The sequence below is a fragment of the Micromonospora mirobrigensis genome, from assembly GCF_900091555.1.
Lineage (GTDB): Bacteria > Actinomycetota > Actinomycetes > Mycobacteriales > Micromonosporaceae > Micromonospora > Micromonospora mirobrigensis.
This window is the reverse complement of record NZ_FMCX01000004.1, coordinates 81387-105809: the sequence shown is the minus strand read 5'-3', so window position 1 is coordinate 105809 and position 24423 is coordinate 81387. Positions and strand designations below refer to the sequence as shown.

Here is a 24423-nt window from a genome sequence, read left to right as displayed (position 1 = left end):
GAAACGGACGGGCGTGAGCGTCGCGGTCTGCGCCGACGTCGGGTCGACGTACACGAAGGTCGCGGTGGTGGACCTGGACGGCGGCCGGCTGGTGGCGGCGGCGTCGGCGCCGACGACGGTCGGCACGGACGTGCTGCACGGCTTGGACGCGGCGGTGGCGGCGGCCACCGCCGGTCTCGACGCCGGCGGGGCGCCCTGGTACGTGTGCTCGTCGGCCGGTGGTGGGTTGCGGCTGGCCGTGGTCGGCTACGAGCCCCTCGTCACGGCGCAGGCGGGCCGGCGGGTGGGCCTGTCGGCGGGGGCGAACGTGGTGCACGTGGCCGCCGGGCGCCTCGGGGCGGCGGAGCTCGCCGCGTTGCGGGCGGCCCGCCCGGACGTGGTGTTGCTGGTCGGTGGCACCGACGGCGGTGACGCCGAGGTGCTCACCCACAACGCGACCCGGTTGGCGAAGGCCCGCTGGCGGGTGCCGGTGGTCCTCGCCGGAAACGCCGACGCCCGCGACGAGCTGTCGGCGTTGCTGGCGGCGGCGAAGGTGCCGGTGACGGCGGCGGAGAACGTGCTGCCCCGCATCGGGGTCCTCGCCCCGGCGTCGGCGCGCGCGGCGATCCGGGAGGTGTTCCTGCGGCACGTCATCGGCGGTAAGCGGCTGTCGCGGGGTGGCCGGTTCGCCGGGCTGGTGCGGGCCGCCACCCCCGACGCGGTGCTGACCGGGGTGGAGGTGCTGGCCGACACGGTCGGCGGTGACCTGGTGGTGGTGGACGTCGGTGGCGCCACCACCGACGTGTACTCGGTGCTCACCCCCGACGAGCGGGACACCGGCCCGGGCCGGGAGGTCGCCGGGACGCTGTGGCGGGCCCGCACCGTGGAGGGTGACCTGGGCATGCGGTGGTCCGCGCCGGGGGTGGTCCGCGCCGCGGTCGAGGAACGCCTGCTGGACCCGGGGCAGGCCGCCGACCTGGCCGCCGCCGCGGCGGGCCGCGCCGCCGACCCGGGGTTCCTGCCCGGCGGCGACGTCGAGCGGGCCGCCGACCGGCGGATCGCGGCCCTCGCGGCGACGGTGGCGGTGCGCCGGCACGCCCGGGGTGGGGCCACCGGTGAGCGGGGCGGGCGGGACCTGCGCGACGTGCGGCTGCTGGTGGGCTCCGGTGGGGTGCTGCGGCACGCCGACCCGGCCGACGCCGGTCAGGTCCTCGCCGCGGTGCTCACCGACTTCGCCGGCGGGTGGCCGGTGCCGCGCGACGCCCGCCCGGTCGTCGACGTCGACTACGTGCTGGCCGCGGCGGGGCTGCTGGCCGGCGAGCATCCCGACGCGGCGCGCGGGCTGCTGCGCCACCACCTCGGCACGCATTGAGACGCGCCGACGCGACACGCCGTGGTCAAACACACGACTGGCCAGGGGTGGGTTGACAGGATCGGGGGGTCGGCACGTACCGTCTTTTAGTCCTACCACGGGAAGCGGCTGTTGTTCGCTTCGTCCTCTCGCCCGCTGGCCGAGTGACGCGATGCACCGGTGCGACATGGTGCGTTCGTCGCGGCGGCCAGGTCCAGCGGGCGGGGGTCGGCGGGGCGGCGCGAACCGGTCGCGGTTACCGGTGTACGGGCAGGGTGAGGTGCACGGCCAGTAGACAACGGCCAGGCGGGGGCAGCCAGTCCACCGTCGGGTCGGTCCGAAGGTCGACGTGCCGCATTCTCGCCCCACCGGCCGGGGAGGGCCTGGGAGCATCGGGGCGCGGCGGAGGCCGCGCCCCGATTTCGTCCCGGGGGTGCCGTCAGGACAGGCGTGCCCGCACGTGCAGCCGTTCCCTCTGCGGCCCGAACAGGCTCAGCACCTCCGCCGGCCGCGGATCGGGGGCACCGCCACCGTCCTGGTCGCCCACGACCGCATCCACCCGGCCGCCGTCGACCGGGTCGCGCAGGTCCACGACGGCCGGCTCCGGGTGCCCGCGCCGGCCGCCGCGGCACCGCCCCGGTGCACCCGGCACGTACACCGGCTGCGCCGGGTGCAGGTAGCCTTCGGCGCGTGATCGTGGTGAGGTGCCGGTGACGACCATCGACCGGGAGCAGGCCCCGACCCCCGCCGAGGTGACCGCCGACGCGTCCGGGCGGCCCCTGCCGCTGCGCGCCGCCGTGCCCCTCGCGGTGGCGGCCGGGCTGGCGATGCTGGCCGCGTTCCCCCCGTACGGGGTGTGGCCGCTGGCGCCGGTCGGGGTGGCGATGCTGGGCGCCGCCGCGCACCGGCGGCGGATGCGGGCCGGCGCGGGGCTGGGCTTCCTGGCCGGGGTGGCGCTGTTCGCGCCGATGCTGGAGTGGACCAACCTGCACACCGGCTACCTGCCGTGGCTGCTGTTGTCCCTGTTGCAGGCGGGCTATCTGGCGCTGCTGGGGGCGGCGACGGCGTGGGTGTCGCCGCTGGCCGACCGGTGGCGCACCGCCTGGCCGGTGCTGACCGGGCTGCTCTGGGTCGGCCAGGAGGCGCTGCGCGACCGTACCCCCTTCGGCGGGTTCCCGTGGGGTCGGCTGGCGTTCAGCCAGGACGGCTCGCCGCTGCTGCCGCTGGCCGCCCTCGGCGGCGCCCCGCTGGTCACCTTCGCGGTGGCGCTGCTCGGTGGGCTGCTGCTCACCCTCGCCTGGCGGCCCTGGCGCGGCCCGCGTCCGGCTCGGGCGTGGCGGCCGGTGGCCGCCACCGTCGCCGCGGTGCTCGCCGTGGCCGCCGCCGGGCTGCTGGTCCCCACCGGGGTACGCGGCGGCGGTGACCAGGTCACCGTGGCGATCGTGCAGGGCAACGTGCCCCGGCTGGGTCTGGACTTCAACGCCCAACGCCAGGCGGTGCTCAACAACCACGTCGACGCCACCCTCACCCTCGCCGGGCAGGTCGCCGCGGGGGCGCAGCGCCGCCCCGACCTGGTGGTGTGGCCGGAGAACTCCAGCGACATCGACCCGCTGCGCAACCCCGGCGCGGGGGCGCGGATCAGTGAGGCCGCCGACGCGATCGGCGCCCCGATCCTGGTCGGCGCGGTGCTCCTCGGCCCCGGCGCCGGGCAGGTCCGCAACGCCGGCCTGCTGTGGCGTCCCGGCACCGGCCCCGACCTGGAGCAGCTGTACACCAAGCGGCACCCGGTGCCGTTCGCCGAGTACGTGCCGCTGCGCGACATCGCCCGTCGGGTCAGCGCCGAGGTCGACCGGGTGCGCTCCGACTTCGTGCCCGGCACCACTCCCGGGGTGCTGCGTACCGGGCCGGCGGTGCTGGGCGACGTGATCTGCTTCGAGGTGGCCTACGACGGCATCGTCCGGGACACCGTGACCGGTGGGGCGCAGCTGCTGGTGGTGCAGACCAACAACGCCACCTTCGACGCCGCCGAGGCCCGCCAGCAGCTGGCGATGGTCCGGTTGCGGGCCGTCGAGCACGGTCGCGCCGCGTTGATGGCCTCCACGGTCGGGGTGTCCGGGTTCGTTACCCCCGACGGTCGGGTATCCGGGGAAACCGGGTTCAACACCGCCGAGGTGGTGGTCCGGCAGATGCGCCTCGGTGACGGGCGTACCCCGGCCACCACGGTCGGGGTGTGGCCGGAGGTGGCCCTGTCGGCGCTCACGGTCGCCGCGCTGCTGGGCGCGGCCGGGCTGCGCCGCCGGCGCGGATAGTCCGCCGGCGGCCCGGGGCCGAGTGGATGCGGAGGTCAGGCGTGAGCGGGGAGATCCACGGGGGAGCACCGGCGGCCGGGTATCCGGGCGTGGGGCGGGTGCTGGTGGTCATCCCCACCTACAACGAGGCCGCCAACGTAGCGGACATCGTGGCCCGGGTCCGGCGGGCCGCCCCGGCGGTGGAGCTCCTCGTCGCCGACGACAACAGCCCCGACGGCACCGGCGTCATCGCCGACGCGCTCGCCGGCACCGACCCGGCGGTGCACGTGCTGCACCGGGAGGGCAAGCAGGGCCTGGGGGCGGCGTACCTGGCCGGGTTCGCGTGGGCGCGCCAGCGCGGATACGACGCGGTGGTGGAGATGGACGCCGACGGCTCGCACGCCCCGGAGGACCTGCCGGCGCTGCTGGCCGCCGCCCGCGACGCCGACGTGGTGATCGGCTCCCGGTGGACCCGGGGCGCGCGGGTGGTGAACTGGCCGCTGCGGCGGCTGCTGCTGTCGCGCTGCGGCAACCTGTACGCGCGGCTGGCGCTGGGCATGCCGGTCAGCGACGCCACCGGCGGCTACCGGGTGTACCGCACGGCCGCGCTGGAGGCCCTCGACCTGGCGTCGGTCTGCTCGCAGGGCTACTCGTTCCAGGTGGAGCTGTCCCGGCTGGCGCACCGGGCTGGGGTGCGGATCGTGGAGGTGCCGATCACCTTCGCCGAGCGGGAACACGGGGACAGCAAGATGAGCCCGCTGATCGTGGTCGAGGCGCTGTGGCGGATCACCGGGTGGGCGGTGCAGGACCGGCGTGCGGCGTGGCGGCGGGCCGGGCGGGCGCGGGCCCGGTGGCCGTGAGCGGCGCCGTGTCATGCTGGAGGTCAGCGGTCGTACGGCAGATGGGGTGACATGCGTCGAGGACTGAGGTACGTGCCGCCGGCCATGCTGCTGGCGCTGATCCTGGAGCTGGCGGTGTTCGTGGCGGTCGGCCGGGGCATCGGTTTCGGCTCGGCGGTGCTGCTGGTGTTCGCCGCGTCGCTGCTGGGCCTGGTGCTGCTGCGCCGCGAGGGGATGCGCGCCTGGCGCCGGTTCCGGGCCGCCGCGCAGGCCGGTCAGCGGCCGGGGCCGCAGGTGACCGACGGGCTGGTGGGGCTGCTCGGCGCGCTGCTGCTGGCCGCGCCCGGGCTGGTCAGCGGGGTGGTGGGTCTGCTGCTGCTGGTGCCGCCGCTGCGGCGGGTCGCCGGCGCCGGGGTGCGCCGGGTCGCGGAGCGGCGGGTGTCGCCGATGGTGGCCGGTGACCTGTTCGGCCCGCGGAAGGTGCGGGTGCGGCAGGGGGATCCGCAGCCGGCTCGCACGCCGGCCGGTCAACCGGTCACCGACCCCGCTGCGGCCATCGAGGGTGAGATCGTCGAACCGCGCCCATGAGGACGCGCAACGCCCCCGGGAGGTGGAACCTCCCGGGGGCGTCGTCGTTCGGCGGTCAGGCGCGGCCGCGGCGGGTGCGGACCTCCTGCAGCCGCTCGGCGAGGATGTCCTCCAGCTCGGCGATGGAGCGGCGCTCGAGCAGCATGTCCCAGTGGGTGCGCGGCGGCTTGGCCTTCTTCTGCTCCGGCTCGTTGCCGTCGACCAGCCGGGCGACGCTGCCGTCGAACTTGCACTCCCAGGTCGTGGGGACCTCGGCGTCGACGGCGAACGGCACCTCGAACTGGTGGCCCTTGGCGCACAGGTACTCGCGGGTCTGGCGCGGCGCGAGCTCCGTGTTCCGGTCGGATTCGTAGCTGACCGCGCCCAGCCGGCTTCCGCGCAGCATCCGCTCGCCCATGATCGACTTCCCCTCGTTCGTGGTGCTGGTCTTCTCGTGTAACGGCACATCTGAGGCGGGCCATTCCCGCCCGGCGGCGGGTGTCGACGCCGACGGGCCCCTGCAAGGGTAGCCGGCCACGCCGGTCGCCCGGCGGGGTCGTCCCCGGCCGGGCTGAAACGGTGGAGTGTTCTGCCTGCTACCGGGAAGGTTAGCCGCCACACACCCACGGGAGGTGCCGAGTGGCCAGTGACACGCCGGTCGACAGCCGACCGCCGGGCGGGCGGACCTTCTTCGGCCATCCCCGGGCCCTGGCGACGCTGTTCCTCACCGAGATGTGGGAGCGGTTCAGCTTCTACGGCATGCGGGCCATCCTGGTGCTGTACCTGACCGCGGCCAGCGCCGACGCCGGCCTGGGCCTGCGCGAGTCCACCGCCAACGCCGTCTACGGCACGTACAACGCGATGGTGTACCTGATGGCGCTGCCCGGCGGCTGGGTCGCCGACCGGCTGATCGGCGCGCGCCGCAGCGTGCTGTGGGGCGGCATCGTGATCGCCGCCGGGCACTACGTGATGGCCATCCCCACCGGCTGGAGCGTCTTCGCCGGCATGACGCTGATCGTGCTCGGCACCGGGCTGCTCAAACCGAACATCTCCACCATGGTCGGCGACCTGTACGACCGGGACTCCCCACGCCGCGACGCCGGCTTCTCGATCTTCTACATGGGCATCAACCTGGGAGCGTTCATCGCCCCACTGATCTGCGGCTTCCTCGGCGAGAGGATCAACTGGCACCTGGGGTTCGCCGCCGCCGCCGTCGGCATGACCTTCGGCGTGATCCAGTACGTCCTGGGCGCACGCAACCTCGGCGACGCCGGCGCCCGCCCCGCCGACCCGCTGCTCGGCGCCGACCGGCGACGGGCCCTGCGCCGCCTCGGCATCGGCGTGGCGGTCCTGGCGCTGGTGCTGCTCGCCCTGGGCCTGGCCGGCCTGTTCACCGTCAACAGCGTGGTCAACCTGCTCACCATCGCCACCGTGGTCATCACCATCGGCTACTTCGCCCGGATCATCACCGACCGGGAGATCAGCGCCACCGAGCGTCTCCGGGTGAAGGCGTACCTGTGGCTGTTCGTCTTCGCCGCCGCGTTCTGGCTGATCTACGACCAGGCCGGGTCGGTGCTGAACATCTTCGCCGCCGACCGCACCGACCGCGACGTGTTCGGCTTCACCTTCCCCGCCTCCTGGCTCCAGTCGGTCAACCCGATCCTGATCATCATCGGGGCGCCGCTGGCCGCCGCGCTCTGGGTCAAGCTGGGCCACCGGGTCTCCACCCCGGCCAAGTTCGCCGTCGGCCTGATCCTCAACGGCCTGTCGTTCGTGCTGATGGCCGCCGCCGCCCGGGCCGCCGTCGGCGGCGACCTGGTGTCCCCGTGGTGGCTGGTGGCCGTCTACGCCATCCAGGTCGCCGGCGAGTTGGCGCTGAGCCCGGTGGGCCTCTCCGCCACCACCCGACTCGCCCCGGTCAAGTACGCCAGCCAGATGCTGGGCCTGTGGTTCCTCGCCACCGCCGTCGGCGACGCCATCGGTGGTCAGGTCGCCCGACTCGCCGAGACCTGGCCCGAACCGACGTACTTCCTCACCTTCGGCCTGGCCTCGGTGGTGCTCGGGGTGGCGGCCGTGGCGGCCAGCCGGCACATCCGCCGGATGATGGTCGGCATCCACTGACCGGCCGCCGCCGTCAGTCCGGGCGACCCAGCCGGGCCAACGCGGCGGCCAGGTCGCTGACCTGGTCGGCGAGCTGCACGGCCCGCCGCCGGGCGGCGTCCCGGTCGTCCTCCGCGGCCCGCAACCGCACCTCCAGCTCCGCCAGCCGGGCCCGGGCGGCCGCGTCGGCCTGCCGGGCCGCGGCCAACTCCGCGGCGAGCGCGTCACGCTGCCCGACCGCCGCGGCCGCGTCCTCCCGGGCCCGGGCGGACACCGCCGCCAGCTCCTCGCCGGCCGCCTGCGTGGCGGCCCGCGCCTGGTCACGGTCCCGGGTTGCCTCACCGGCCGACGCCTCGGCCCGCCGGGCCCGCTCCGCCGCGGCGTCGGCGTCGGTACGCGCCCGCACGCCGTCCTGCACGGCCCGCTCGGCGCGGGTCAGCGCCTCGGCGGCCGCGGCGGTGGCCCGCTGCGCGTCGGCCCGCGCCGCGTCCCGCTCCACGGTCGCGTCGACGGCGCGCTGCCGCTGCTCGTCCCGCTCGGCGCGCAACGTGCGCAGCTCGTGGCGGGCCGCGTCCCGGTCCCGTTCGGCCTGGATCCGCAGCGCCGCCGCGGCGCCCGCCTCGCCTCGCGCCTCGTCGCGCTCGGCGGTCGCCCGCTCGGCGAGCCGGCCGGCGTCGGCCGCCCGGGCGTCGGCCTCGGCGGCCCGCGCCACCGCGGCGTCCCGGCCGGCGGTCGCGGCCAGCGCCTCCTGCCGGGCGCGGGCGGCCTGCGCGGTCGCCGTCTCCGCCTCCGCGCGGGCCTCGTCCCGGTCGGTGTGGGCCTGCGCGACCTGGGCGGCGGTCTCGGCGCGCAGCTGCGCCAGCTGGCGTTCCACCCCGGTCGGGGACAGCTCGGCGTGCAGGGCCTCGGTCAACGTCTGCACGATCTGGTCCAGCCGGTCCACCGCCTCCCAGGTGCGGGCCACCTGACCGGGCAGACCGGGGGCGCTGCGGTGGCGCATCCGCACGTTGCGGGAGGCCCGCTGGCAGGCGCCGTCGTTGTCCCGGCAGTACCGGAACGGCCGGCCGGCGCCGACGCGCTGCGGCACCTCGCGTCCGCAGTGGGCACAGGGGCGGGTCTCGGTGGCGGTGGGCTCGGCGTCCATCGAGGCGGAAGTCTAGTGCCGCCGGCCGACGGTGCTCACCGCGCGGCGCGGGCCGCCGGGTCGAGGGTGTAACGGCGTTGCACCAGCAGCGCCACCAGCATGGCCGCCGCCGGGAGCAGCCCGAAGCCCCACCGGATCGCGGTGAGGGCCGCGTCCGGCTGGGACACGCTCTGACCCGCGGTGGATGCCACGAAACCGCCGGTGGCCAGGCAGAGCGCGTACGCCCACGGGCCCAGTGCCGCGCCGAGGGCCTCGGTGGCCGTCCACAGCCCGGTGTAGGTGCCGGCCGCGCCGGTGCCGGCCCGGATCACGTCCGGAACCATCGCGAACGGCAGCAGTTGCATGCCGGCGAAGGCGACACCGAGTACGGCCACCGCCGCCACCAGCACCGGCAGGCCGGCCGGACGGCCCACGGCGAGCACCAGCGAGCCGACCGCGAACGCTCCCTGAGCGGTCAGCAGCGCCCGCTGCTTGCCGACCCGGCGGGCCACCGCCAGCCATGCCGGGGTGACCAGCAGGGCGGGGGCGACGAACGCCGCCACCAGGACGGTGGTCAGCCCGGGACGGCCCAGTTCGTACCGCGCGTAGTAGGGCACCCCGGCCAGCACCAGGTGGGTGGTGGACGACATCGCCAGGTAGGCGGCGAGCAGCGGGCGGAACTGCCGGTCCCGCAGGGTTGCGGTGAGGGCCCGCCACCCGCCGTCGGGTACGGCGACTGCAGTCACGGCACCGCGCCGCAGCCGGGTGATGCCGGCGACCCCGACCAGCATGGCGGCCAGCATCCCGACGCCCAGCAGCACACCCATCCGCCGGTACCCGTCGCGGGTGGCCGCGTCCCCACCGGCCAGCACCGGCGCCAGCAGCCCCGAGGCCAGGATGCCGAGGGTCAGCACCACCATCCGGAAGGCCATCAGCCGGGTCCGCTCGTGGTAGCCGATCCGCAGGTCGGCCGGGGTGGCCAGGTACGGGACCTGGTAGGCGGCGAAGAGCAGGTTGCCGGCGACGAAGGCGACCGCCACCCAGCCGGCGGCCGCCGCGCCGGTGAGCCCGCCCGGCGCGGCGAAGAGCGCGGCGAAGGTGACAGGCAGGGCGCAGCCGAGCAGCAGCAGCAGCCGGCGGTCACCGCGGCGGGCCTGCTCGACGTCGCAGCGGTGCCCGATCCACGGGTGCAGCAGCACGTCGGCGACCTTCGGCAGCAGCAGCGCCAGGCCGGCCAGCCACGGGGTCACGGCCAGCACGTCGGTGAGGAAGTACAGCAGCAGCAGGCCCGGGACGGTCACCCAGATCCCCATGCCGAGCGACCCGGCGGCGAAGCCGACCAGCGGTCCACGGGGCAGGATGTCCCGCTGCGGATCTGGCCCGGTCATCGCCGCCTCCTCCTGGGCTTCCCGCCCGCCAATCCAACGAATGCTGGATTGTAGGGGCACAATGGCGTCCATGACCATGCCTCGACGACGTCCGGGCCGGCCTCGCCGCGACGAGACCCGCGACACCCGGGAGGTGGTGCTGGCCGCGGCGACCGCGCTGTTCGCCGGCCGTGGCTTCGACGCCGTCACGCTGCGGGAGGTCGCCGCGGCCGCCGGGGTCGACGTGGCCACGGTCGCCCACCACACGGGTACGAAGGCGGAACTCTACGACGCCTGCTTCGCGCGGGTGTTCGCCGCCGAGCGGCATGCTCTGGAGGCGGCGGCCGGCCGGGCCCGGGCGGCCCTGGACGCCGGCCCGACCGCGGCGCTGACGGCGCTGCACGGCCTGGTCGACGTGTTCGTGGACTTCCTGGAGGACCGGCCGGAGACCACGGCGCTGTGGCTGCGCCGCTGGTTGGAACCGCAGCGGCACGCCGAACTCGACCAGCGGTACGCCGCGCCGCTGTACCGCCTGGTGGCCGAGCTGTTGGACGCCGCCGCGGCCACCGGCGCGCTGGTCGAGCCCACCCCGTACGTGACGGTGCGCAGCCTGGTCTGGGCGGTGCACGGGCACGTGGTGGCGCTCGCCGCCGGTGACGGCTCGCGGGCCCGCCAGCGGCGGGAGTTCCGCGCCTTCGTGCACCGCCTCCTCGACGGGCTCTACGGAGCACCCGGGGCTTGACGCGCCGACCGACGGCGGCCCATTATCCTACAGTCGTTGGATTATGGGCAGGGGAGTGGTGATGGGCGGACAGCCGGCGGTGGCGGTGATCGGCGCGGGTGCGGCCGGCCTGGCCACCCTCAAGGCCCTCGCCGACGCCGGGGTTCCGGCGGTGTGCTTCGAGGCGGCCGACACCGTCGGCGGCCTGTGGGTGTACGGCGCCACCGGCTCGCCGGCGTACCGGACCCTGCACCTGAACACCAGCCGGGGGCGCACCGAGTTCGCCGACCATCCGATGCCGGCGCACTGGCCCGACTATCCCGACCACACCCGGGTCGCCGGCTGGCTCGGCGACTACGCCGACCGGTTCGGTCTGCGCGAGACGATCCGGCTGCGACACACCGTCGACCGGGTCGCCCGGGCCGGGGACCGCTGGACGGTGCACGCCACCGGCCCCGACGGGCCCGTCGAGGTCACCGTCGCCGCGGTGGTCGTCGCCAACGGCCACAACCGGGTGCCGAAGCCCCCCGCCGACGTGCCCGGCGAGTGCGCCGCCGAGCAGCTGCACAGCCACGCCTACCGCGGCCCCGAGCAGCTCACCGGGCGGCGGGTGCTGGTCGTCGGCGGCGGGAACTCCGCCATGGACATCGCCGTCGACTCCTCGTACGCGGCCAGCCGTACCCTGCTGTCGCTGCGCCGCGGCGTCTGGGTCGTGCCCAAGTACCTGCTCGGTCGCCCGTCGGACACCCTCAACGGCGCCCTGGCCCGGCGGCTGCCGTGGCGCCTGCGCCAACGCGTCAGCCAGCGGATGCTCACCACCACCGTCGGCGCGCCCACCCGCTACGGGCTGCCCGCCCCCGCCCACGGGTTCCTCCAGGACCACCCGACGCTCTCCGACGGGCTGCTGACCCGGCTGACCCACGGCGAGATCGAAGCCCGCACCGGCATCGCCCGCTTCGACGGCCACCGGGTCACCTTCACCGACGGCCGCACCGACGAGGTCGACCTGGTGCTCTGGTGCACCGGCTACCGGGTGGAGCTGCCGTTCCTGGACCCGCGGTTGCTCGGCGGCGACCCGGAGACCCTGCCGCTGTACCGGCACGTGTTTCACCCCGACCTGCCCGGGTTGACGTTCGTCGGGCTGATGCAGTCCACCGGCGCGGCGTTTCCCCTGGTGGAGGCGCAGGCCCGGCTGGTCGCCGCGCACCTCGCCGGCCGGTACGCGTTGCCCGACCCGGCCGCCCAGCACGCCGACATCCGGGCGGAGCTGCGCGCCGCCACCGCCCGCTGGGGACAGCGGCGCCCGGCGATGCGGGTGGACTTCGACGCCTACCTCGCCCAGCTGGGCCGGGAACTGACCGGGGGTACCCGCCGGGCGGCCCGGGGTCGCGGCGTGAACTTCCCGGCGGTGTCGTCGTGACCCGGCGCCGCGCCGACCTGTCCGGTCGGCGAATCATCGTCACCGGCGCGCAGGGCACCTTCGGACGACAGCTCTGCGCCGCGCTGCTCGCCGCCGGTGCCCGGGTCGTCGGCCTGGACCGGCACCCCGGCACCGCCGCCGCAGCGCCGGTGATCGGCTGCGACCTGACCGACCCGGCCGCCGTCGAACCCGCCGTCCGCGCCGCCGTGGACCGGCTCGGCGGACTGGACCTGCTGGTCAACAACGCCGGCGTGGGCGGGCCCGCCCCGGCCGAGCTGCCCCCCGGCGAGGTGGTCCGCCAGCAGCTGGAGGTGAACCTGCTCGGCGCTTGGCGGGCCACCGCCGCGGCCCTGCCCGACCTGGTCGCCGCCCGCGGCCGGGTGGTCTTCGTGGCCAGCCGGATGGCGGTGCTGCCGCTGCCCCTGGCCGCCGCGTACGGGGTGAGCAAGCGGGCCCTGGTCGCCTACGCCGACGCGCTGCGCCACGAGGTCGGCAGCCACGTCGGGGTCAGCGTCGTCTACCCGAGCATGGTCGCCTCCCCGATCCACGACAGCACCGCCGACGCCGGACTGTCGCTGCAGGGCGTGTCCCGCCTGGAACCCGTCGAGGGGGTGGTCGCCGCCGTCGTGCACGCGGCGACCGCCCGACGGGCACCCCGGGACGTGGCCACCACCCGGCGGGGACGGCTGGAGCTGGCCCTGGCCCGGCACGCGCCGGCGCTGGCCGACCGGGTGGTGCGCCGTACCGTCAACGCCCGGATCGCCGCCGGCTACCTGGACGCGGCGCCCCTGGCGGCGGGCATGGTACGGCGACACCGCGACCGCGCCGGCTAGCATCCGTCGATGACCATCTCCCCGTACATCGCCCGACTGCGGGCCCACATCGGGCACGACCTGCTCCTACTCCCCGGCGTCAGCGCCGTGGTCCGCGACGACGCCGGCCGGGTGCTGCTGGCCCGCCGCGGCGACAACGGCCGCTGGTCGATCCCGGCCGGCCTGATCGACCCCGGGGAGCAGCCCGCCGACGCGGTGCTGCGCGAGGTCCTGGAGGAGACCGGCGTGCACGTCGAGATCGAGCGGGTCGGTGGGGTCGCCACCCACCCCGTCGTCTACCCCAACGGGGACGCCTGCGAATACCTCAACGTGTGGTTCCGCTGCCGGCCCGTCGGCGGCGCCCCGACCGCCGACGGCGACGAGTCCCTCGAGGTCGGCTGGTTCGCCCCGGACGCCCTGCCCGAGCTGGACGACTGGTCCCGGCTGCGGATCGACACCACCGTCGCGCCCGACACCGCCACCTGGCATGCCGCGCCGGGGGAGAAGCACCCCGCGCTGGGGCAGCCCGACGCCCTGTAGAACCGGCACCCCCGGCATGGCGGATCGGGGGCTGCGCCCGGCGCCGGTCACCGGGCACACTGCACAGATGTCCGTGACCCTGCGGGTCGCCGGCGCCGCGTCCGGCCCCGAGCTCGAGCTGCGCTGCTGGCGCCTCGACGACGTACCCGCGCTGCTCGACGCGCACCGCGATCCCGGGCTGCGCTCCCGGGCGCGCCAGCCGTTGACCACGCCCGCCGAGGCGCGGCGCTGGATCGACGGCAACCGGCAGGCCTGGGCGGCCGGCCGCAGCTTCAGCTTCGCCGTCTGTCAGCCGGAGGCCGGGGGACACCGGTTGGTCGCCTGCGTGGTGTTGAAGAACGTGCTGCCCGGCCGGCCGCACGCCGAGGTCGGGTACTGGACCGCCGCCGCGGCCCGCGGCCGGGGTGTCGCGCCACGCGCGCTGACCGCAGTCACCGACTGGGCGTTCACCCGGTTCGCCGCCACCGGCCTGTCCCACCTGGAGCTGCTGCACCAGGTCGACAACCCGGCCTCCTGCCGGGTCGCCGAGAAGACCGGGTACGACTTCGTCGAGGTGCTGCCGGCCCGCCCACCGTTCCCACTCGACGGGCACCGGCACGTGCGCCGGTTCAGCCCCCGGTGAGCAGCAGCACCCCGGCCACGACCAGCCCCACCTCGACCAGCGTCACGAAGACCCGGTCGCTGATCCGCGCCACCACCCGCCGGCCCAACGCGGCACCGAGCACCGTCGCCGGCGTCAACGCGGCCCCCAACGCCAGCACCCGGCCGTCGAGCAGCCCACCGGCGGCGTAACCGGCGGTCTTGGCCAGGTGCAGGGTCACCGCGGCCGCCGCCTCGGTGCCCACGTACGCGGCGCCGGTCAACCCGTAACCGAGGAAGAACGGCGCCGTCAGCGGTCCCACCGAGCCCAGCAGCGCCGACCCCAGGCCGGAGGCAGCGCCCACCGCGACGAACGCACCCGCCCGGGTACGCGGCGCACGCGGCCGCCACCGCCGCCACGCCACCACCGCCAGCAGGAACACCCCGAGCAGCCGACGTAGCCCGGCCAGCGGGGCGTGCGCCAGCAGCAGCGCCCCGGCCACCGCCAGCGGCACCGCCCCGAGGGCGAACCGGGCGACCAGCGGCCCGTGCAGCTCGCGCCGGTTCACCCACACCCGGGCGCCGTTGCTGGACAGCTGGGCCAGGGTGAGCACCGGCACCGCCACCCGCAGACCGAACAGCGCGGTGAACACCGGCAGCAGCAGCACCCCGCCGCCGAAACCGGTCACCGCCGACAGCAGCGACAACGCACACGCCGCCACCGCGGCCAGCAGCAGCGCCTCGACCCCGCTCACCCGGCGGGCGTCGGCTCACCGGCCGGGCCGAGCAGCCGCAGCAACAGCCGGGGCTCGCCCGGCCAGGCGGCCAGCAGCACCTCCCGGGGCACCTGCCGGCCGGCGTAGCGCAGCGCCAGGGCGACCACCACGATGTCGTCGAGCGGTCCGATCACCGGCAGGAACTCCGGGATCAGGTCGATCGGGCTGGCCAGCCAGATCCCGGCGAACACGATCGCCACCTTGGCCTTGCGGGGCACCCGGGGGTCGGCGCGCAGCCGCCGTACGGTGGTCAGGCAGTCCGGGATGAACGCCGCCAGGTCACGCAGGATGCCCGGCGGCAGCCGCCTGGCCAGCAGCACCAACAGCGCCCAGCTGGCCAGCAGGCAGGCCACCGCCACCGCCAGGCCGATCAGCCAGTCCCGCACCCGCGCCTCCTCCGCAACCCGCTCTGCCGGCAATGTACGCCCCGGACCGCCGTTGCGCCCGGTCGCGGGGAATGCCGGGTGCCCGGTGAACGCTGCACCCTTTCCGGAGGCCCGGATACGGTGGATCGCGGAGGTGGCGGCGTGATCGACGGGTGGGAAGCGGCGGTCGAGGCGAAGATCCGCGAGGCGCAGGCGCGCGGCGAGTTCGACAACCTGCCCGGCATGGGCAAACCGATCCCCGGCCACAACGACCCGTACGACGAGTCGTGGTGGATCAAGAGTTTCCTGGAGCGCGAGCAGCTCCCCGGTGACCTGCTGCTGCCCACCCCGTTGCAGCTGCGCCGGCGCATCGAGCAGCTCCCCGACGAGGTGCGGGACCTGCCGACCGAGCAGTCCGTGCGGGCGTTCGTGGCCGACCTCAACCGGCAGGTGGTCGAGTGGCTGCGTACCCCGACCGGGCCCCGGGTGGTGGTCCGGCCGGTCGGCGTGGAGGCGGTGCTGGCCGGCTGGCGTGCCGACCGGGAGCGGCGCGCGGCTCAGCGGGTCGCCACCGCGGGCGTCGCCGAGACGGTGCCGCCGGCGCCGGCGAGGCCTCTGCGGAGGTGGCGGCTGCCCTGGCGTCGGCGCTGAGCGCCGTTCACCGGGGGCGGACCCGCAGCACGCAGGTCAGCATCGGCAGCGTGAACTCGCCGTCCGCGGTCTGCGGGGTGTCTGCCAGGAAGGCGCGGATCCGGTGGAGCTCGGCCTGGCGTTGCCGCTGCGGCATCACCAGCATCCCGGCCCGGGTGGCGAGGGTCGCCACGAGCGTGTCGGCGGTGCGGCGCTGACCGTGCGGGAACTCGGCCTGTTCGGGCGAGTCGAACCGGGCGGCGCCGCCGTCGCGGGGCAGGTGCGCGCCGGCGGTCTCGATCCGCCAGCTTTCCGGGGTGTCGCGGGGGCCGATGGCGGCGCTGCCGGCGACCCGGGCCAGCTCGGCGACCCAGCCGACCCGGTCGTCCAGGGTGTTCCAGAGTCCGGCGAGGACGCCGCCGGGAGCCAGCACCCGGGCGATCTCCGGGCCGGCGACGGTCATGTCGAACCAGTGCATGGCGTTGCCGGCCAGCACGGCGTCGACGCTGCCGTCGGGTAGCGGGATCGCCTCGGCGCCGCCCTGGTACGCGGCGACGTCCGGCAGCGAACGCCGCAGCTCGGTCAGCATCGCCGCGTCCGGTTCCACCGCGGTGACGTCGGCGTCCAGCGCGGTCAGCGTCCCGGTGAGCTTCCCCGTGCCCGCCCCCAGGTCGAGCACCCGTCGACCGGGTGCGCCTTCGAGCGCCCACCGCACCGCGTCGACCGCGTAGTCCGGTCGGTGCGTGTCGTATGCCGTGGCCGCCGTCCCGAACGCCGATGCGTGCCGCTCCCGCTCATTGCGTTCCACCCGATCACCGTAGCGACGCGCCCATCCCACCGCTGGCCCGAATAAATAGATAGCCAGTAACAGTAATCCAATAAATAGACGGGACAAACCGGACGTAACGGCGGTACATCATAATGACAGTTCTTTGTCGTAAGGGATTACGTTGGTGCAAACGGGGTGGGCCGCCCGCCCTGACGGCTCAGTCGATCGCGGAACGCCCGTACTCGGCCCGAGCCCGGGCCACCTCGGCGGACTGGCGGTCCCGCCACCGTTTCTGCGCCTGCCGGTTGCACTCCCGGCACACCCGGCGGTACGCGCCGGTGCCCGGGTCGATCTCCCGGTCGTGGCCGTTGCGGCACTGCGGCGCCCGGGTGCGGTTGCGGCAGGTGTCGGCCCGGGCGACCTGGTGCAGGTGGGCCGGCTCGATGCAGTCGGGCGTACCGCAGCGGTGCCCGACATCGAGATCGGGGTCGTAGCCGCCGACGAACACCACGTAGGCGGCGATGTGCGCCCAGGCCCGGCCGGCGACCTTCTGCGGTACGCCCCGCCGGCCGCCGTAGCCGTGCACGATCAGGCAGCCGTCGTCGCGGCGCACCGAACGCTCCAGCAGGTACGACCGCAGGCTGTCCTGCGTGAAGTGGCGTGACAGGCCCCGGATCTGCGACAACACGTCGCACACCCTAGGGGCGCACGCTGCCGCCGCCTCGGGTGGCGTACCCCCGGGGCGGCGCGGCGGTCGCCTCAGCGTTGCGTGCGGTCGTCGATCTCGGTGTCGGACTCGCCGGGTCGCGCGCCGATCGCCTCCTCGGCGGCGAGCCCACCGGTGCTCTCGTCACCCAGGGTGAGGCTGCTGCGCGGCAGGCCCGCCAGGTCGGCCGGGTCCCGCACCTCGCCCTGGACGCCGCGGGCGCCGCGGCTGCGGTCGTCGATGCGGGACTCCCCGGGTCGGGCGCCGATCGCCTCCTCGGCGGCCATGCCGCCGGTGCTCTCGTCGCCGAGGGTCAGGCTGCTGCGCGGCAACCCGGCCAGGTGGGCGGGATCCCGGGTGGGCTGGTCCGGCCAGCCGGTCTGGGCGCCCACGCCACCGGCGGACTCGCGGCGTCCGGCGCCGCGGGCGTGATACATCCCGGCGTCGGTGCCCGGATCACCGGGATCGGCGATGCTGGTGTCGACCGGCCGGCCGTCCGGTTCGGCCAGACCGGCCCGCCGCAGCATGTCGACCAGTTCGTCGTGCGGCATGCGCTCGGTGTCCGGTATACCGGCCCCGCGCGCGATGGACTGCAGGGTCATCAGGTCCTGGTCTGCGAAGGTCTCGGCCATGGAAATGCCTTCCCGAGCGCCAAGACAAGGAAACCTCAGGCCCGGGCGCCGCCCAGGCCGAGCAGCACCGCCAGGCCGAGGGCGCTGCGCGGGGCGTACGGGATGCGCCACAGGCCGCCGTGGGCGGCGGCGTACGCCTCGTCCTGCCACGGGTGTGGTTGCGCCGGGCCACCTCCGGTGCGCAGGTCGTGCACGAGCAGCGCGGCCATCAGGGTGTTGCTGGTGGCCGGTTCGAACACCTCGACGCCGAAGCGGTGCGCCCCGGCGTACGCGGCCGCGAGGGCCCGGTTGCGCAGCACCGACCGGGTACGCGTGGGCGGCGCCACGCTGAACGACACCGTCGCCCCGTTGTCGCGGGCCACCGCCGCCCGCCACCGTTGCAGGCGTTTGGCCAGGGCGTAGTTCGGGCCCTGCTGGGGGACGAGGCTGTCGTTGACGCCGGGGTCGGCGCCGGGCGGGTAGTTGCGGTGCAGCAGCCGGCCGCCGGAGAGCACCCGCAGCGAACGGCGGGCCAGGCCACGGGCCGCGTAGCCGTGTTCGGCGTGGGCGACGGCCTCGCCGGGGACGGCGTACACGTCGGTGGGGGTGGCCAGGAAGGCCAGCGCGACGTCGGGGCGTTCCCCGGTCAACGCGACGGTCAGGGCGTCCACGGCGGTGGCGACCCGCACGTTGGTGGCGCCGTCCGCGTAGACGTAGTTGCCGAGCACCAGGCGCCCGTCGACGCCGCGCAGCCAGGCGGTGGCCTGCGGGAGGCGGTGCAGCAGGTCCGCGCCGGCGCCCTGGGCGAGGGCCGCGTCGTCGCCGGCGGTGCCGGGGCGTACCGGCAGGTGCAGCCGTCCGCCGTGGCGGCGGGCGGTGCGCAGCACCCGGCGCCAGATCTCCGGGCGGGGCAGGTCGACGGCGACCACGTCGCCGCCCCAGCGCAGCACCGACGGCAGGGGGCCCATCTCGGCGCCGGCGCCGAGCACCACGATCCGCTGGTCGCGCAGGTCCAGCCAATCGGGGTTGGCCAGGACCGCGCGGACCGCCTCGGCGCAGGTCGGCTCGACCACGCCGGCGTCCACCCAGGCGTCGAGGCGGCGGCGCAGGTCGTCGCCGCGCAGCCGCTGCCCCCGGTACGGCAGGGAGAACTCCCGCTCCACGTCGCCGCCCCCGGTGACGGTGGCGGTGGCCAGTGGTTCGCCGTCGGGCAGGTCGCACGCCTGGCCCAGCGGCACCTCCGCGCCGCCGTCGGGCCGGTAGCGCATCCGGGTGTGCAGGGCGGTCAGGCCGTCGCGGGCCACGCTCAGCGCCGCCTCGCGGGAGAGCAGGCCGGCCTCGACCAGCCGGCGGAAGTGGCCGAGGTAGCCGTGCCGCCAGTCGGTCTCGTGTTCGGCGGCGCGGGCGCCCACCGGGTCGACGGCGCGCAGCGCGTCGGCCACCACCAACCGGCCCAGCGCGCTGGTGCTGCGCGTACCGCGGATCTCGGGGAACACCACCCCGGTCGGGCCCTGCACGTTCGCCGTCGTCACGGGCCCCACTCTGCCGCATCGCCCGGTGGGGCGCAGCGGGGGCGGTCTGCGCTGCGGGCCGTGGCCGGCGGTGGCAGGATCGGCGGGTCACCGGCGACGACCTGGGAGGAAGCCCATGCGATACCGCACCCTCGGCGGCACCGGCACGGTGGTGTCGACCCTGGCCCTGGGGACGATGACCTTCGGCGCGGAAACCGACGAGGCCGGCAGCTTCGCCCAGCTGGACCGGTACGTCGAGGCCGGCGGCACCTTCGTCGACACGGCCGACGTCTACTCCACCGGGGTGTCCGAGGAGATCGTCGGCCGGTGGCTGCGCCGCCACCCGGAGCTGCGCGACCAGCTGGTGATCGCCACCAAGGGCCGGTTCCCGATGGGCCCGGGGGCCAACGACGCCGGACTGTCCCGGGTGCACCTGACCCGCGCCCTGGACGCCAGCCTGCGCCGCCTCGGCGTGGAGTACGTCGACCTGTACCAGGCGCACGCCTGGGATCCGTTGACGCCGCTGCCGGAGACGCTGCGCTTCTTCGACGACGCGGTGCGGGCGGGGAAGATCCGCTACGCCGGGGTCAGCAACTTCACCGGTTGGCAGTTGCAGAAGGCCGCCCTGCTCACCGACCATCTGGGGCTGACCCCGATCGTGACCCTGCAACCGCAGTACAACCTGCTGGTGCGGGAGATCGAGTTCGAGATCGTGCCGGTGTGCGAGAACGAGGACATCGGCATCCTGCCCTGGTCGCCGCTGGGTGGGGGCTGGTTGACCGGCAAGTACCGGCGCGACACCCCGCCGACCGGCGCCACCCGCCTCGGTGAGGACCCGGAGCGTGGCGTCGAGGCGTACGCGGGGCGCAACGCGCAGGAGCGCACCTGGCGGGTGGTCGACGCGGTGCGCGAGGTGGCGCAGCGGCGCGCGGTGTCCATGTCGGCGGTGGCGTTGGCCTGGCTGGCGGACCGGCCGGCGGTGACCTCGGTGATCCTGGGCGCCCGCACCACCGACCAGTTGGACGACAACCTGACCGCGGCGGACCTGCGGCTGGACGCCGAGGACACCCGGCTGCTGGACGAGGCAAGCGCCCCGCCGGTCGCCGACTACCCGTACGGCGAGGCGGGGGTGCGCCAGCGCGGCCGGGAGCTGCCGGCGGGCTGAGGGCCGGCGGCTTCGGTAACGCGCCGCCCACGAAACGGTAACGACGTTCACGCTTGGGTCTCGACTCGGCCACGGCGGGAGCCGTCGGCGCGCCGGGGCGCGTCCAATGACCATGCCGGGACCCGTTCGGGTCGCCCACCCCTCGCCCTCGCGGAGGAAGCATGGTCCACAGACGACGGATGGCGCTGCTGTCGGGGGTGCTGCTGGCCGCCATGTCGGTCACCGCCTGCTCCGCGGGTGGCCCCACCGGGCGCGGCAGCAACGCGGATCGGCCGGCGCCGGCGCCGTACCGGGAGGAGGGTGCGGCCGTCGGCGACGGCGACACGCAGACGCGGCAGGACGCGCGGTCCACCTTCGGGGTCGACGTGGACACCGCGTCGTACGGCTACACCCGCCGGTTGGTGCGCGACGGCCGGTTGCCGCGGCCCGCTGAGGTACGGCCCGAGGAGTTCGTCAACTCGTTCCGGCAGGACTACCCGGAGCCGGCCGGCGACGGGTTCGCCATCCACACCGACGGCGCCCGGCTGCCCCGCGACGCCGAGGCTGGCGGACAGACCCGGTTGCTGCGGGTCGGCCTGCAGACCCGGTCGGAGGATGCGCGCACCCGCCCGGACGCCGCGCTGACCTTCGTCGTCGACGTGTCCGGGTCGATGGACGAGCCGGGCCGGCTGGACCTGGTGAAGGACGCGCTGCACACCCTGGTGGACCAGCTGCGGCCGACCGACTCGATCGCGATCGTCGAGTTCAGCGACGAGGCGCGGGTGGTCCGCGAGATGACCCGGGTCTCCGACTCCGGCGCGCTGCACGACGCGGTGGACGCGCTGCACACCCGGTCCAGCACCAACCTGGAGGCCGGGCTGACGCTGGGCTACCGGGTGGCGCGGGACGGGTTCCGGGCCGGCGGCACCAACCGGGTGATCGTGCTCTCCGACGGGCTGGCGAACGTGGGCAGCACCGACGCGGAGCCGATCCTGCGCCGGGTACGCGCCGAGGCGGAGAAGCAGATCGCGATGCTGGGCGTGGGCGTCGGCAGTGAGTACGGCGACGAGCTGATGGAGCAGCTGGCCGACCGGGGCGACGGGTTCGCCGTGTACGTCAGCGATCCCGGGCAGGCCCGCAAGGTGTTCGTCGAGCAGCTGCCGGCGACGTTGGCCGTGCGGGCGTTGGACGCGAAGGTGCAGGTGACGTTCGAGAAGGACACCGTGCGTTCGTACCGGCTGGTGGGCTACGACAACCGGGCGGTCGCCGACGAGGACTTCCGCGACGACCGGGTCGACGGCGGCGAGGTGGGCCCGGGGCACAGCGTGACCGCGCTGTACGAGGTGCGGCTGGCCGACGGGGTGCAGGCGTCGGCGCGGGCCGCCCGGGTGCAGGTGCGGTGGGCGGATCCGCGCAGCCGGGAGCCGGCCGAGACGTACGCGTCGGTGAGCGTCGCCGACCTGGACCGGGACTTCACCGAGGCGTCGGCGCGGTTGCGGACCTGCTACGCGGCGGCCTGGTTCGCGCAGGCGCTGCGCCAGGACCGGCCGGCGCACCTGGACGAGCTGGCGACGATCGCCGACCGGGCGGCGGCGGAGACCGACGACGGGGACGTGCGGGACCTGGGCAGGGTGATCCGCGCGGCCGACGAGCTGCGCTGACGGCGGCCGGTCAGCGCCGGGCGAGCTTCGGCGGGGTGGTGGGGCGGGTGCGCTCGGGGTCGACGCCGATCTGCACGGCGAAGCGTGGGTCGATGGCGAGCAGCGGGCGAGGCCCGAACACCGCGGCGGCGGCGAGCAACTCGTCGGTGCCGCGTCCGGCGTAGGTGGGGCGCAGTTCGGGGTTGAGTTCGGCGAGGGACCGCCGTCGCCGGCGCAGCAGCCGGCGGGCCGCGGCGCCGGTCTCGGGCACCTCGCACAGCCACCAGCCGCCGAGCGCGGTGGCCAGGCAGCACAGCAGCAGGCCGGCCACCGACGCCGGGGTGCCGGCGTCGCGGTGCTCGACGGCGCTGTCGACCAGCCGGGTCACGCCGACGGCGGCGACGGCGAACAGCGGCACGGTGGCCAGCGCGACGCGGCGTCGCTGGGCGGGGGTGAGCAGCCAGCCGTCGCGGACCAGGCGGCCGACGAGCCGGCGCAGGGCCCGGCCGACGGTGGGGTCGGCGAGCACGGCGGCCCAGGTCTGCGGCCGGCGTAGCGCGGCGTGCAGGGCGCGCACCAGCTGCGCGGAGCGCGGTGGTGGGGGACCGTCGACCGACATGGTGGCCAGTCCGCCGAGGTGGACCACGCCGGCGCGGCGCAGGGCGGCCACGCCGACCTGGCAGGCCAGGCCCGCCCGGTCGGTCAGGTACGCCAGTTCGACGGTGTCCGGTTCCGCGCCCCGGACGCGCCGGCCGGTCGCCGCGCGTACCGCCAGGGCGACGGCGAGCGCCCCGGCGACGGCGGCGAGGTAGTCGAGGAGGAAGAGCGGTCCGCTGACACCCCAGAGCATGGGAACCAGTATGGCCGGGCCGATCGGGGGCGCCGGGCGTGGGCGCGATGCGTGACGATGGGTACATGAGCCCTGAGCCGATCGAACTGGCCGCCGCCCTGGGGCGCTTCGACCAGTTGTGGAGTCCGCGCGTCGTCACCACGGTCAACGACTACGACGTGCGGATCGCGAAGGTGGCCGGTGAGCACGTGTGGCACGCCCACGACGACACCGACGAGTTCTTCCTGGTCCTCGACGGGGAGCTGCGGATCGCGTTGCGCGTCGGCGCGGACGGTGGGCAGCGGGAGGTGGTGCTGCCCACCGGCGCGGTGTTCGTGGTGCCGCGTGGGGTGGAGCATCGGCCGTCCGCCCCGGGCGGGGCGTCGATCCTGATGTTCGAACCGTCGGGTACGTCGAGTGTCGGCGACCGTCACGAGGCGGTGCCCGAGCACGTCGACGCCACCACCGGGCATCCCCTGGCGCCCTAGCGGGTCGCGGCCGCGGGCTGCGGGGCGGCGTCGGCCGGGGCGGTGGTCCAGGTCACTCGTCGTACGCCGGGGACGGCCGCGGTGCCGGCGCAGAACAGGGCGACCAGCGCCGCTGCCACGAACAGCGGGGCGGACGTCCCCCAGGCCCGGGCGGCGAGCGGGGCGAGGGCGTAGCCGACGGGCATCGCGGCCAGCGACACCAGCCAGTCGTAGGAGCTGACCCGGGCCAGCGCGTGGGCAGGGATCCGGTCCTGCACGACGGTCTCCCAGACCGGGTTGAGGAAGCCGAGGGCGGCCAGCGCCAGGCCGTAGGCGGGGATCACGAGCACCGCGGGCGCGGTGAGGCCGAGCAGGAGCAGCGGCGCCGCGTACCCGGCCAGGGCCAGGTTGCCGACCAGGACCGGGCGGGTGGGGCGGGCGCGGGTGGCCAGCAGCGAGCCGGCCAGCAGGCCCACCCCGCCGACCTGCTGCATGAGCACCCAGACCCCTTCGCCGCCGAGGCGTTGCACGGCGACCACCGGGCCGACGACGAGCAGCACGGCGGCGGCGCCGTTCCAGACGCCGTGGGCGATCAGGCTGGACCAGTACCAGTCGCGGGTGCGCACCTCCTGCCAGCCGGACGCCAGGTCGGCGCGCAGCGATCGCTTGGGCACCGGGACGTGGCGTACCCGGATGGCGGTCAGCAGGGCGGCGCTGACGGCGAAGGTGGCGGCGTCCAGGACGAAGGCCCAGCCGGGGCCGACGGTCCAGATCAGCAGGCCGGCCAGGGCGGGGCCGGCGAGCCGGCTGGCGTTGGCGGTGGCGCCCATCAGCGCGTTGGCGCGTTGCCGGTGGGCGGGCTCGACGGTCCCGGCGACCAGCGGTGACGCGGTGGGCATGGCGAACGCGGAGGCGGCGCCGCCGATGGCGGAGGCGACCGCGAGGTGGGTCAGGGCGGGGCTGCCGCCGAGCAGTTCCAGGCCGACGGCGAGTTGGGCGGCGCCGCGGACCAGGTCGGTGACGATGGCGACCTTGCGGGCGGGGAAGCGGTCGGCGATCACGCCCCCGAGGGGGAGCAGCAGCAGCTTGGGCACCATCGCGCAGCTCAGCACGAGGGCCAGCGCGCCGGCGGAGCCGGTGACGCGCAGCACGGCCAGGGCCAGGGCGACCGGCACGACGGCGTCGCCGACGGCGGAGGCCGTACGGCCGATGAAGAGCAGGCGGAAGGCGGGCAGCCGCAGGGGGTGGGTCATCGCCAGAATGTAGTTCGACGTCGAACCTTTCGTCAA

Annotated in this window: 25 protein-coding genes and 1 pseudogene; 15 read left to right on the top strand and 11 right to left on the bottom strand. The window is 75.6% G+C overall.

Going from position 1 to position 24423, the window contains the following annotated elements; genetic code table 11:
- Positions 1-13 precede the first annotated feature (13 nt).
- The 5 genes from GA0070564_RS15080 (at position 14) to GA0070564_RS15060 (ending at position 5045) form a co-directional block, all read left to right on the top strand.
- A complete protein-coding gene (locus GA0070564_RS15080) occupies positions 14-1351 on the top strand; it encodes a glutamate mutase L (RefSeq protein ID WP_091609280.1) in 1338 nt (445 codons plus the stop codon).
- A 439-nt stretch (positions 1352-1790) separates the two neighbouring features.
- Complete coding sequence (locus GA0070564_RS29880; protein WP_091609279.1) at positions 1791-2024, top strand: hypothetical protein; 234 nt, start codon at positions 1791-1793, stop codon at positions 2022-2024.
- Between the two features lie 25 nt (positions 2025-2049).
- On the top strand, positions 2050-3639 hold the full coding sequence (lnt, locus tag GA0070564_RS15070) for an apolipoprotein N-acyltransferase (protein WP_245670079.1): 1590 nt from the start codon (positions 2050-2052) through the stop codon (positions 3637-3639).
- A 26-nt stretch (positions 3640-3665) separates the two neighbouring features.
- On the top strand, positions 3666-4478 hold the full coding sequence (locus tag GA0070564_RS15065; RefSeq protein WP_091609278.1) for a polyprenol monophosphomannose synthase: 813 nt from the start codon (positions 3666-3668) through the stop codon (positions 4476-4478).
- 51 nt (positions 4479-4529) lie between these two features.
- Positions 4530-5045 carry an FxsA family protein gene (locus GA0070564_RS15060; RefSeq protein WP_091609277.1) on the top strand — a complete coding sequence of 172 codons (516 nt, stop codon included), beginning with the start codon at positions 4530-4532 and terminating at the stop codon, positions 5043-5045.
- Between the two features lie 55 nt (positions 5046-5100).
- Here the strand turns inward: GA0070564_RS15060 and GA0070564_RS15055 are convergent, their stop codons facing one another.
- A complete protein-coding gene (locus tag GA0070564_RS15055; RefSeq protein ID WP_007460094.1) occupies positions 5101-5442 on the bottom strand; it encodes an RNA polymerase-binding protein RbpA in 342 nt (113 codons plus the stop codon).
- Positions 5443-5663: 221 nt separating this feature from the next.
- On the opposite strand from GA0070564_RS15055, the gene GA0070564_RS15050 reads away from it, so the two are divergent.
- Positions 5664-7145 (top strand): peptide MFS transporter, encoded by a 1482-nt coding sequence (locus tag GA0070564_RS15050; protein ID WP_091609276.1) that lies wholly within the window; start codon positions 5664-5666, stop codon positions 7143-7145.
- 13 nt (positions 7146-7158) lie between these two features.
- On the opposite strand, the gene GA0070564_RS15045 is transcribed toward GA0070564_RS15050, so the two are convergent.
- Both GA0070564_RS15045 and GA0070564_RS15040 read right to left on the bottom strand, forming a co-directional pair.
- Positions 7159-8268, bottom strand: coding sequence for a hypothetical protein (locus GA0070564_RS15045; protein ID WP_091609275.1), 1110 nt, complete (start codon positions 8266-8268; stop codon positions 7159-7161).
- A 35-nt stretch (positions 8269-8303) separates the two neighbouring features.
- Entirely contained in the window at positions 8304-9635 is a 1332-nt protein-coding gene (locus GA0070564_RS15040; protein ID WP_091609274.1) for an MFS transporter, read from the bottom strand.
- A 70-nt stretch (positions 9636-9705) separates the two neighbouring features.
- On the opposite strand from GA0070564_RS15040, the gene GA0070564_RS15035 reads away from it, so the two are divergent.
- The 5 genes from GA0070564_RS15035 (at position 9706) to GA0070564_RS15015 (ending at position 13729) form a co-directional block, all read left to right on the top strand.
- Positions 9706-10356, top strand: coding sequence for a TetR/AcrR family transcriptional regulator (locus GA0070564_RS15035; protein WP_425412479.1), 651 nt, complete (start codon positions 9706-9708; stop codon positions 10354-10356).
- A gap of 61 nt (positions 10357-10417) precedes the next feature.
- The gene (locus tag GA0070564_RS15030) at positions 10418-11755 is read left to right on the top strand and encodes a flavin-containing monooxygenase (RefSeq protein WP_091609650.1); all 1338 of its coding nucleotides are present in this window, start codon (positions 10418-10420) and stop codon (positions 11753-11755) included.
- Positions 11752-12588, top strand: coding sequence for an SDR family NAD(P)-dependent oxidoreductase (locus GA0070564_RS15025; RefSeq protein WP_091609273.1), 837 nt, complete (start codon positions 11752-11754; stop codon positions 12586-12588). The genes GA0070564_RS15030 and GA0070564_RS15025 overlap by 4 nt, the downstream gene beginning before the upstream one ends.
- Before the next feature lie 9 nt (positions 12589-12597).
- Positions 12598-13107: an NUDIX hydrolase gene (locus GA0070564_RS15020; RefSeq protein WP_091609272.1), complete on the top strand. Its 510-nt coding sequence runs from the start codon at positions 12598-12600 to the stop codon at positions 13105-13107.
- Between the two features lie 67 nt (positions 13108-13174).
- Complete coding sequence (locus GA0070564_RS15015; protein ID WP_091609271.1) at positions 13175-13729, top strand: GNAT family N-acetyltransferase; 555 nt, start codon at positions 13175-13177, stop codon at positions 13727-13729.
- Here GA0070564_RS15015 and GA0070564_RS15010 read toward each other — a convergent pair.
- Entirely contained in the window at positions 13716-14441 is a 726-nt protein-coding gene (locus GA0070564_RS15010; protein ID WP_091609270.1) for a sulfite exporter TauE/SafE family protein, read from the bottom strand. The two genes, GA0070564_RS15015 and GA0070564_RS15010, sit on opposite strands and share 14 nt — an antisense overlap.
- Complete coding sequence (locus tag GA0070564_RS15005; RefSeq protein ID WP_088971425.1) at positions 14438-14848, bottom strand: YkvA family protein; 411 nt, start codon at positions 14846-14848, stop codon at positions 14438-14440. The genes GA0070564_RS15010 and GA0070564_RS15005 overlap by 4 nt, the downstream gene beginning before the upstream one ends.
- Before the next feature lie 141 nt (positions 14849-14989).
- Between GA0070564_RS15005 and GA0070564_RS15000 the strand changes: the two genes are divergently transcribed.
- Positions 14990-15478, top strand: coding sequence for a DnaJ family domain-containing protein (locus GA0070564_RS15000; RefSeq protein ID WP_091609269.1), 489 nt, complete (start codon positions 14990-14992; stop codon positions 15476-15478).
- A 7-nt stretch (positions 15479-15485) separates the two neighbouring features.
- Here the strand turns inward: GA0070564_RS15000 and GA0070564_RS14995 are convergent, their stop codons facing one another.
- The 4 genes and pseudogenes from GA0070564_RS14995 to GA0070564_RS14980 all read right to left on the bottom strand — a co-directional run bounded on the left by GA0070564_RS14995 (position 15486) and on the right by GA0070564_RS14980 (position 19075).
- Entirely contained in the window at positions 15486-16265 is a 780-nt protein-coding gene (locus GA0070564_RS14995) for a class I SAM-dependent methyltransferase (protein WP_091609268.1), read from the bottom strand.
- Positions 16266-16443: 178 nt separating this feature from the next.
- A complete protein-coding gene (locus GA0070564_RS14990; RefSeq protein ID WP_091609267.1) occupies positions 16444-16914 on the bottom strand; it encodes an HNH endonuclease in 471 nt (156 codons plus the stop codon).
- Positions 16915-17147: 233 nt separating this feature from the next.
- Positions 17148-17564: pseudogene (locus GA0070564_RS30480) on the bottom strand (hypothetical protein); the annotation flags it as partial.
- 35 nt (positions 17565-17599) lie between these two features.
- Positions 17600-19075: a hypothetical protein gene (locus GA0070564_RS14980; protein ID WP_245670013.1), complete on the bottom strand. Its 1476-nt coding sequence runs from the start codon at positions 19073-19075 to the stop codon at positions 17600-17602.
- A gap of 115 nt (positions 19076-19190) precedes the next feature.
- Between GA0070564_RS14980 and GA0070564_RS14975 the strand changes: the two genes are divergently transcribed.
- Together GA0070564_RS14975 and GA0070564_RS14970 are read left to right on the top strand one after the other, a co-directional pair.
- Entirely contained in the window at positions 19191-20219 is a 1029-nt protein-coding gene (locus GA0070564_RS14975) for an aldo/keto reductase (protein ID WP_091609264.1), read from the top strand.
- A 161-nt stretch (positions 20220-20380) separates the two neighbouring features.
- A complete protein-coding gene (locus GA0070564_RS14970) occupies positions 20381-21859 on the top strand; it encodes a vWA domain-containing protein (RefSeq protein WP_218104926.1) in 1479 nt (492 codons plus the stop codon).
- 10 nt (positions 21860-21869) lie between these two features.
- Here GA0070564_RS14970 and GA0070564_RS14965 read toward each other — a convergent pair whose 3' ends face one another.
- A complete protein-coding gene (locus GA0070564_RS14965; RefSeq protein ID WP_091609263.1) occupies positions 21870-22688 on the bottom strand; it encodes a TIGR04222 domain-containing membrane protein in 819 nt (272 codons plus the stop codon).
- A 65-nt stretch (positions 22689-22753) separates the two neighbouring features.
- Between GA0070564_RS14965 and GA0070564_RS14960 the strand changes: the two genes are divergently transcribed.
- The gene (locus GA0070564_RS14960) at positions 22754-23155 is read left to right on the top strand and encodes a cupin domain-containing protein (RefSeq protein WP_091609262.1); all 402 of its coding nucleotides are present in this window, start codon (positions 22754-22756) and stop codon (positions 23153-23155) included.
- Here GA0070564_RS14960 and GA0070564_RS14955 read toward each other — a convergent pair.
- Complete coding sequence (locus GA0070564_RS14955) at positions 23152-24387, bottom strand: MFS transporter (RefSeq protein ID WP_091609261.1); 1236 nt, start codon at positions 24385-24387, stop codon at positions 23152-23154. The two genes, GA0070564_RS14960 and GA0070564_RS14955, sit on opposite strands and share 4 nt — an antisense overlap.
- Positions 24388-24423 lie beyond the last annotated feature (36 nt).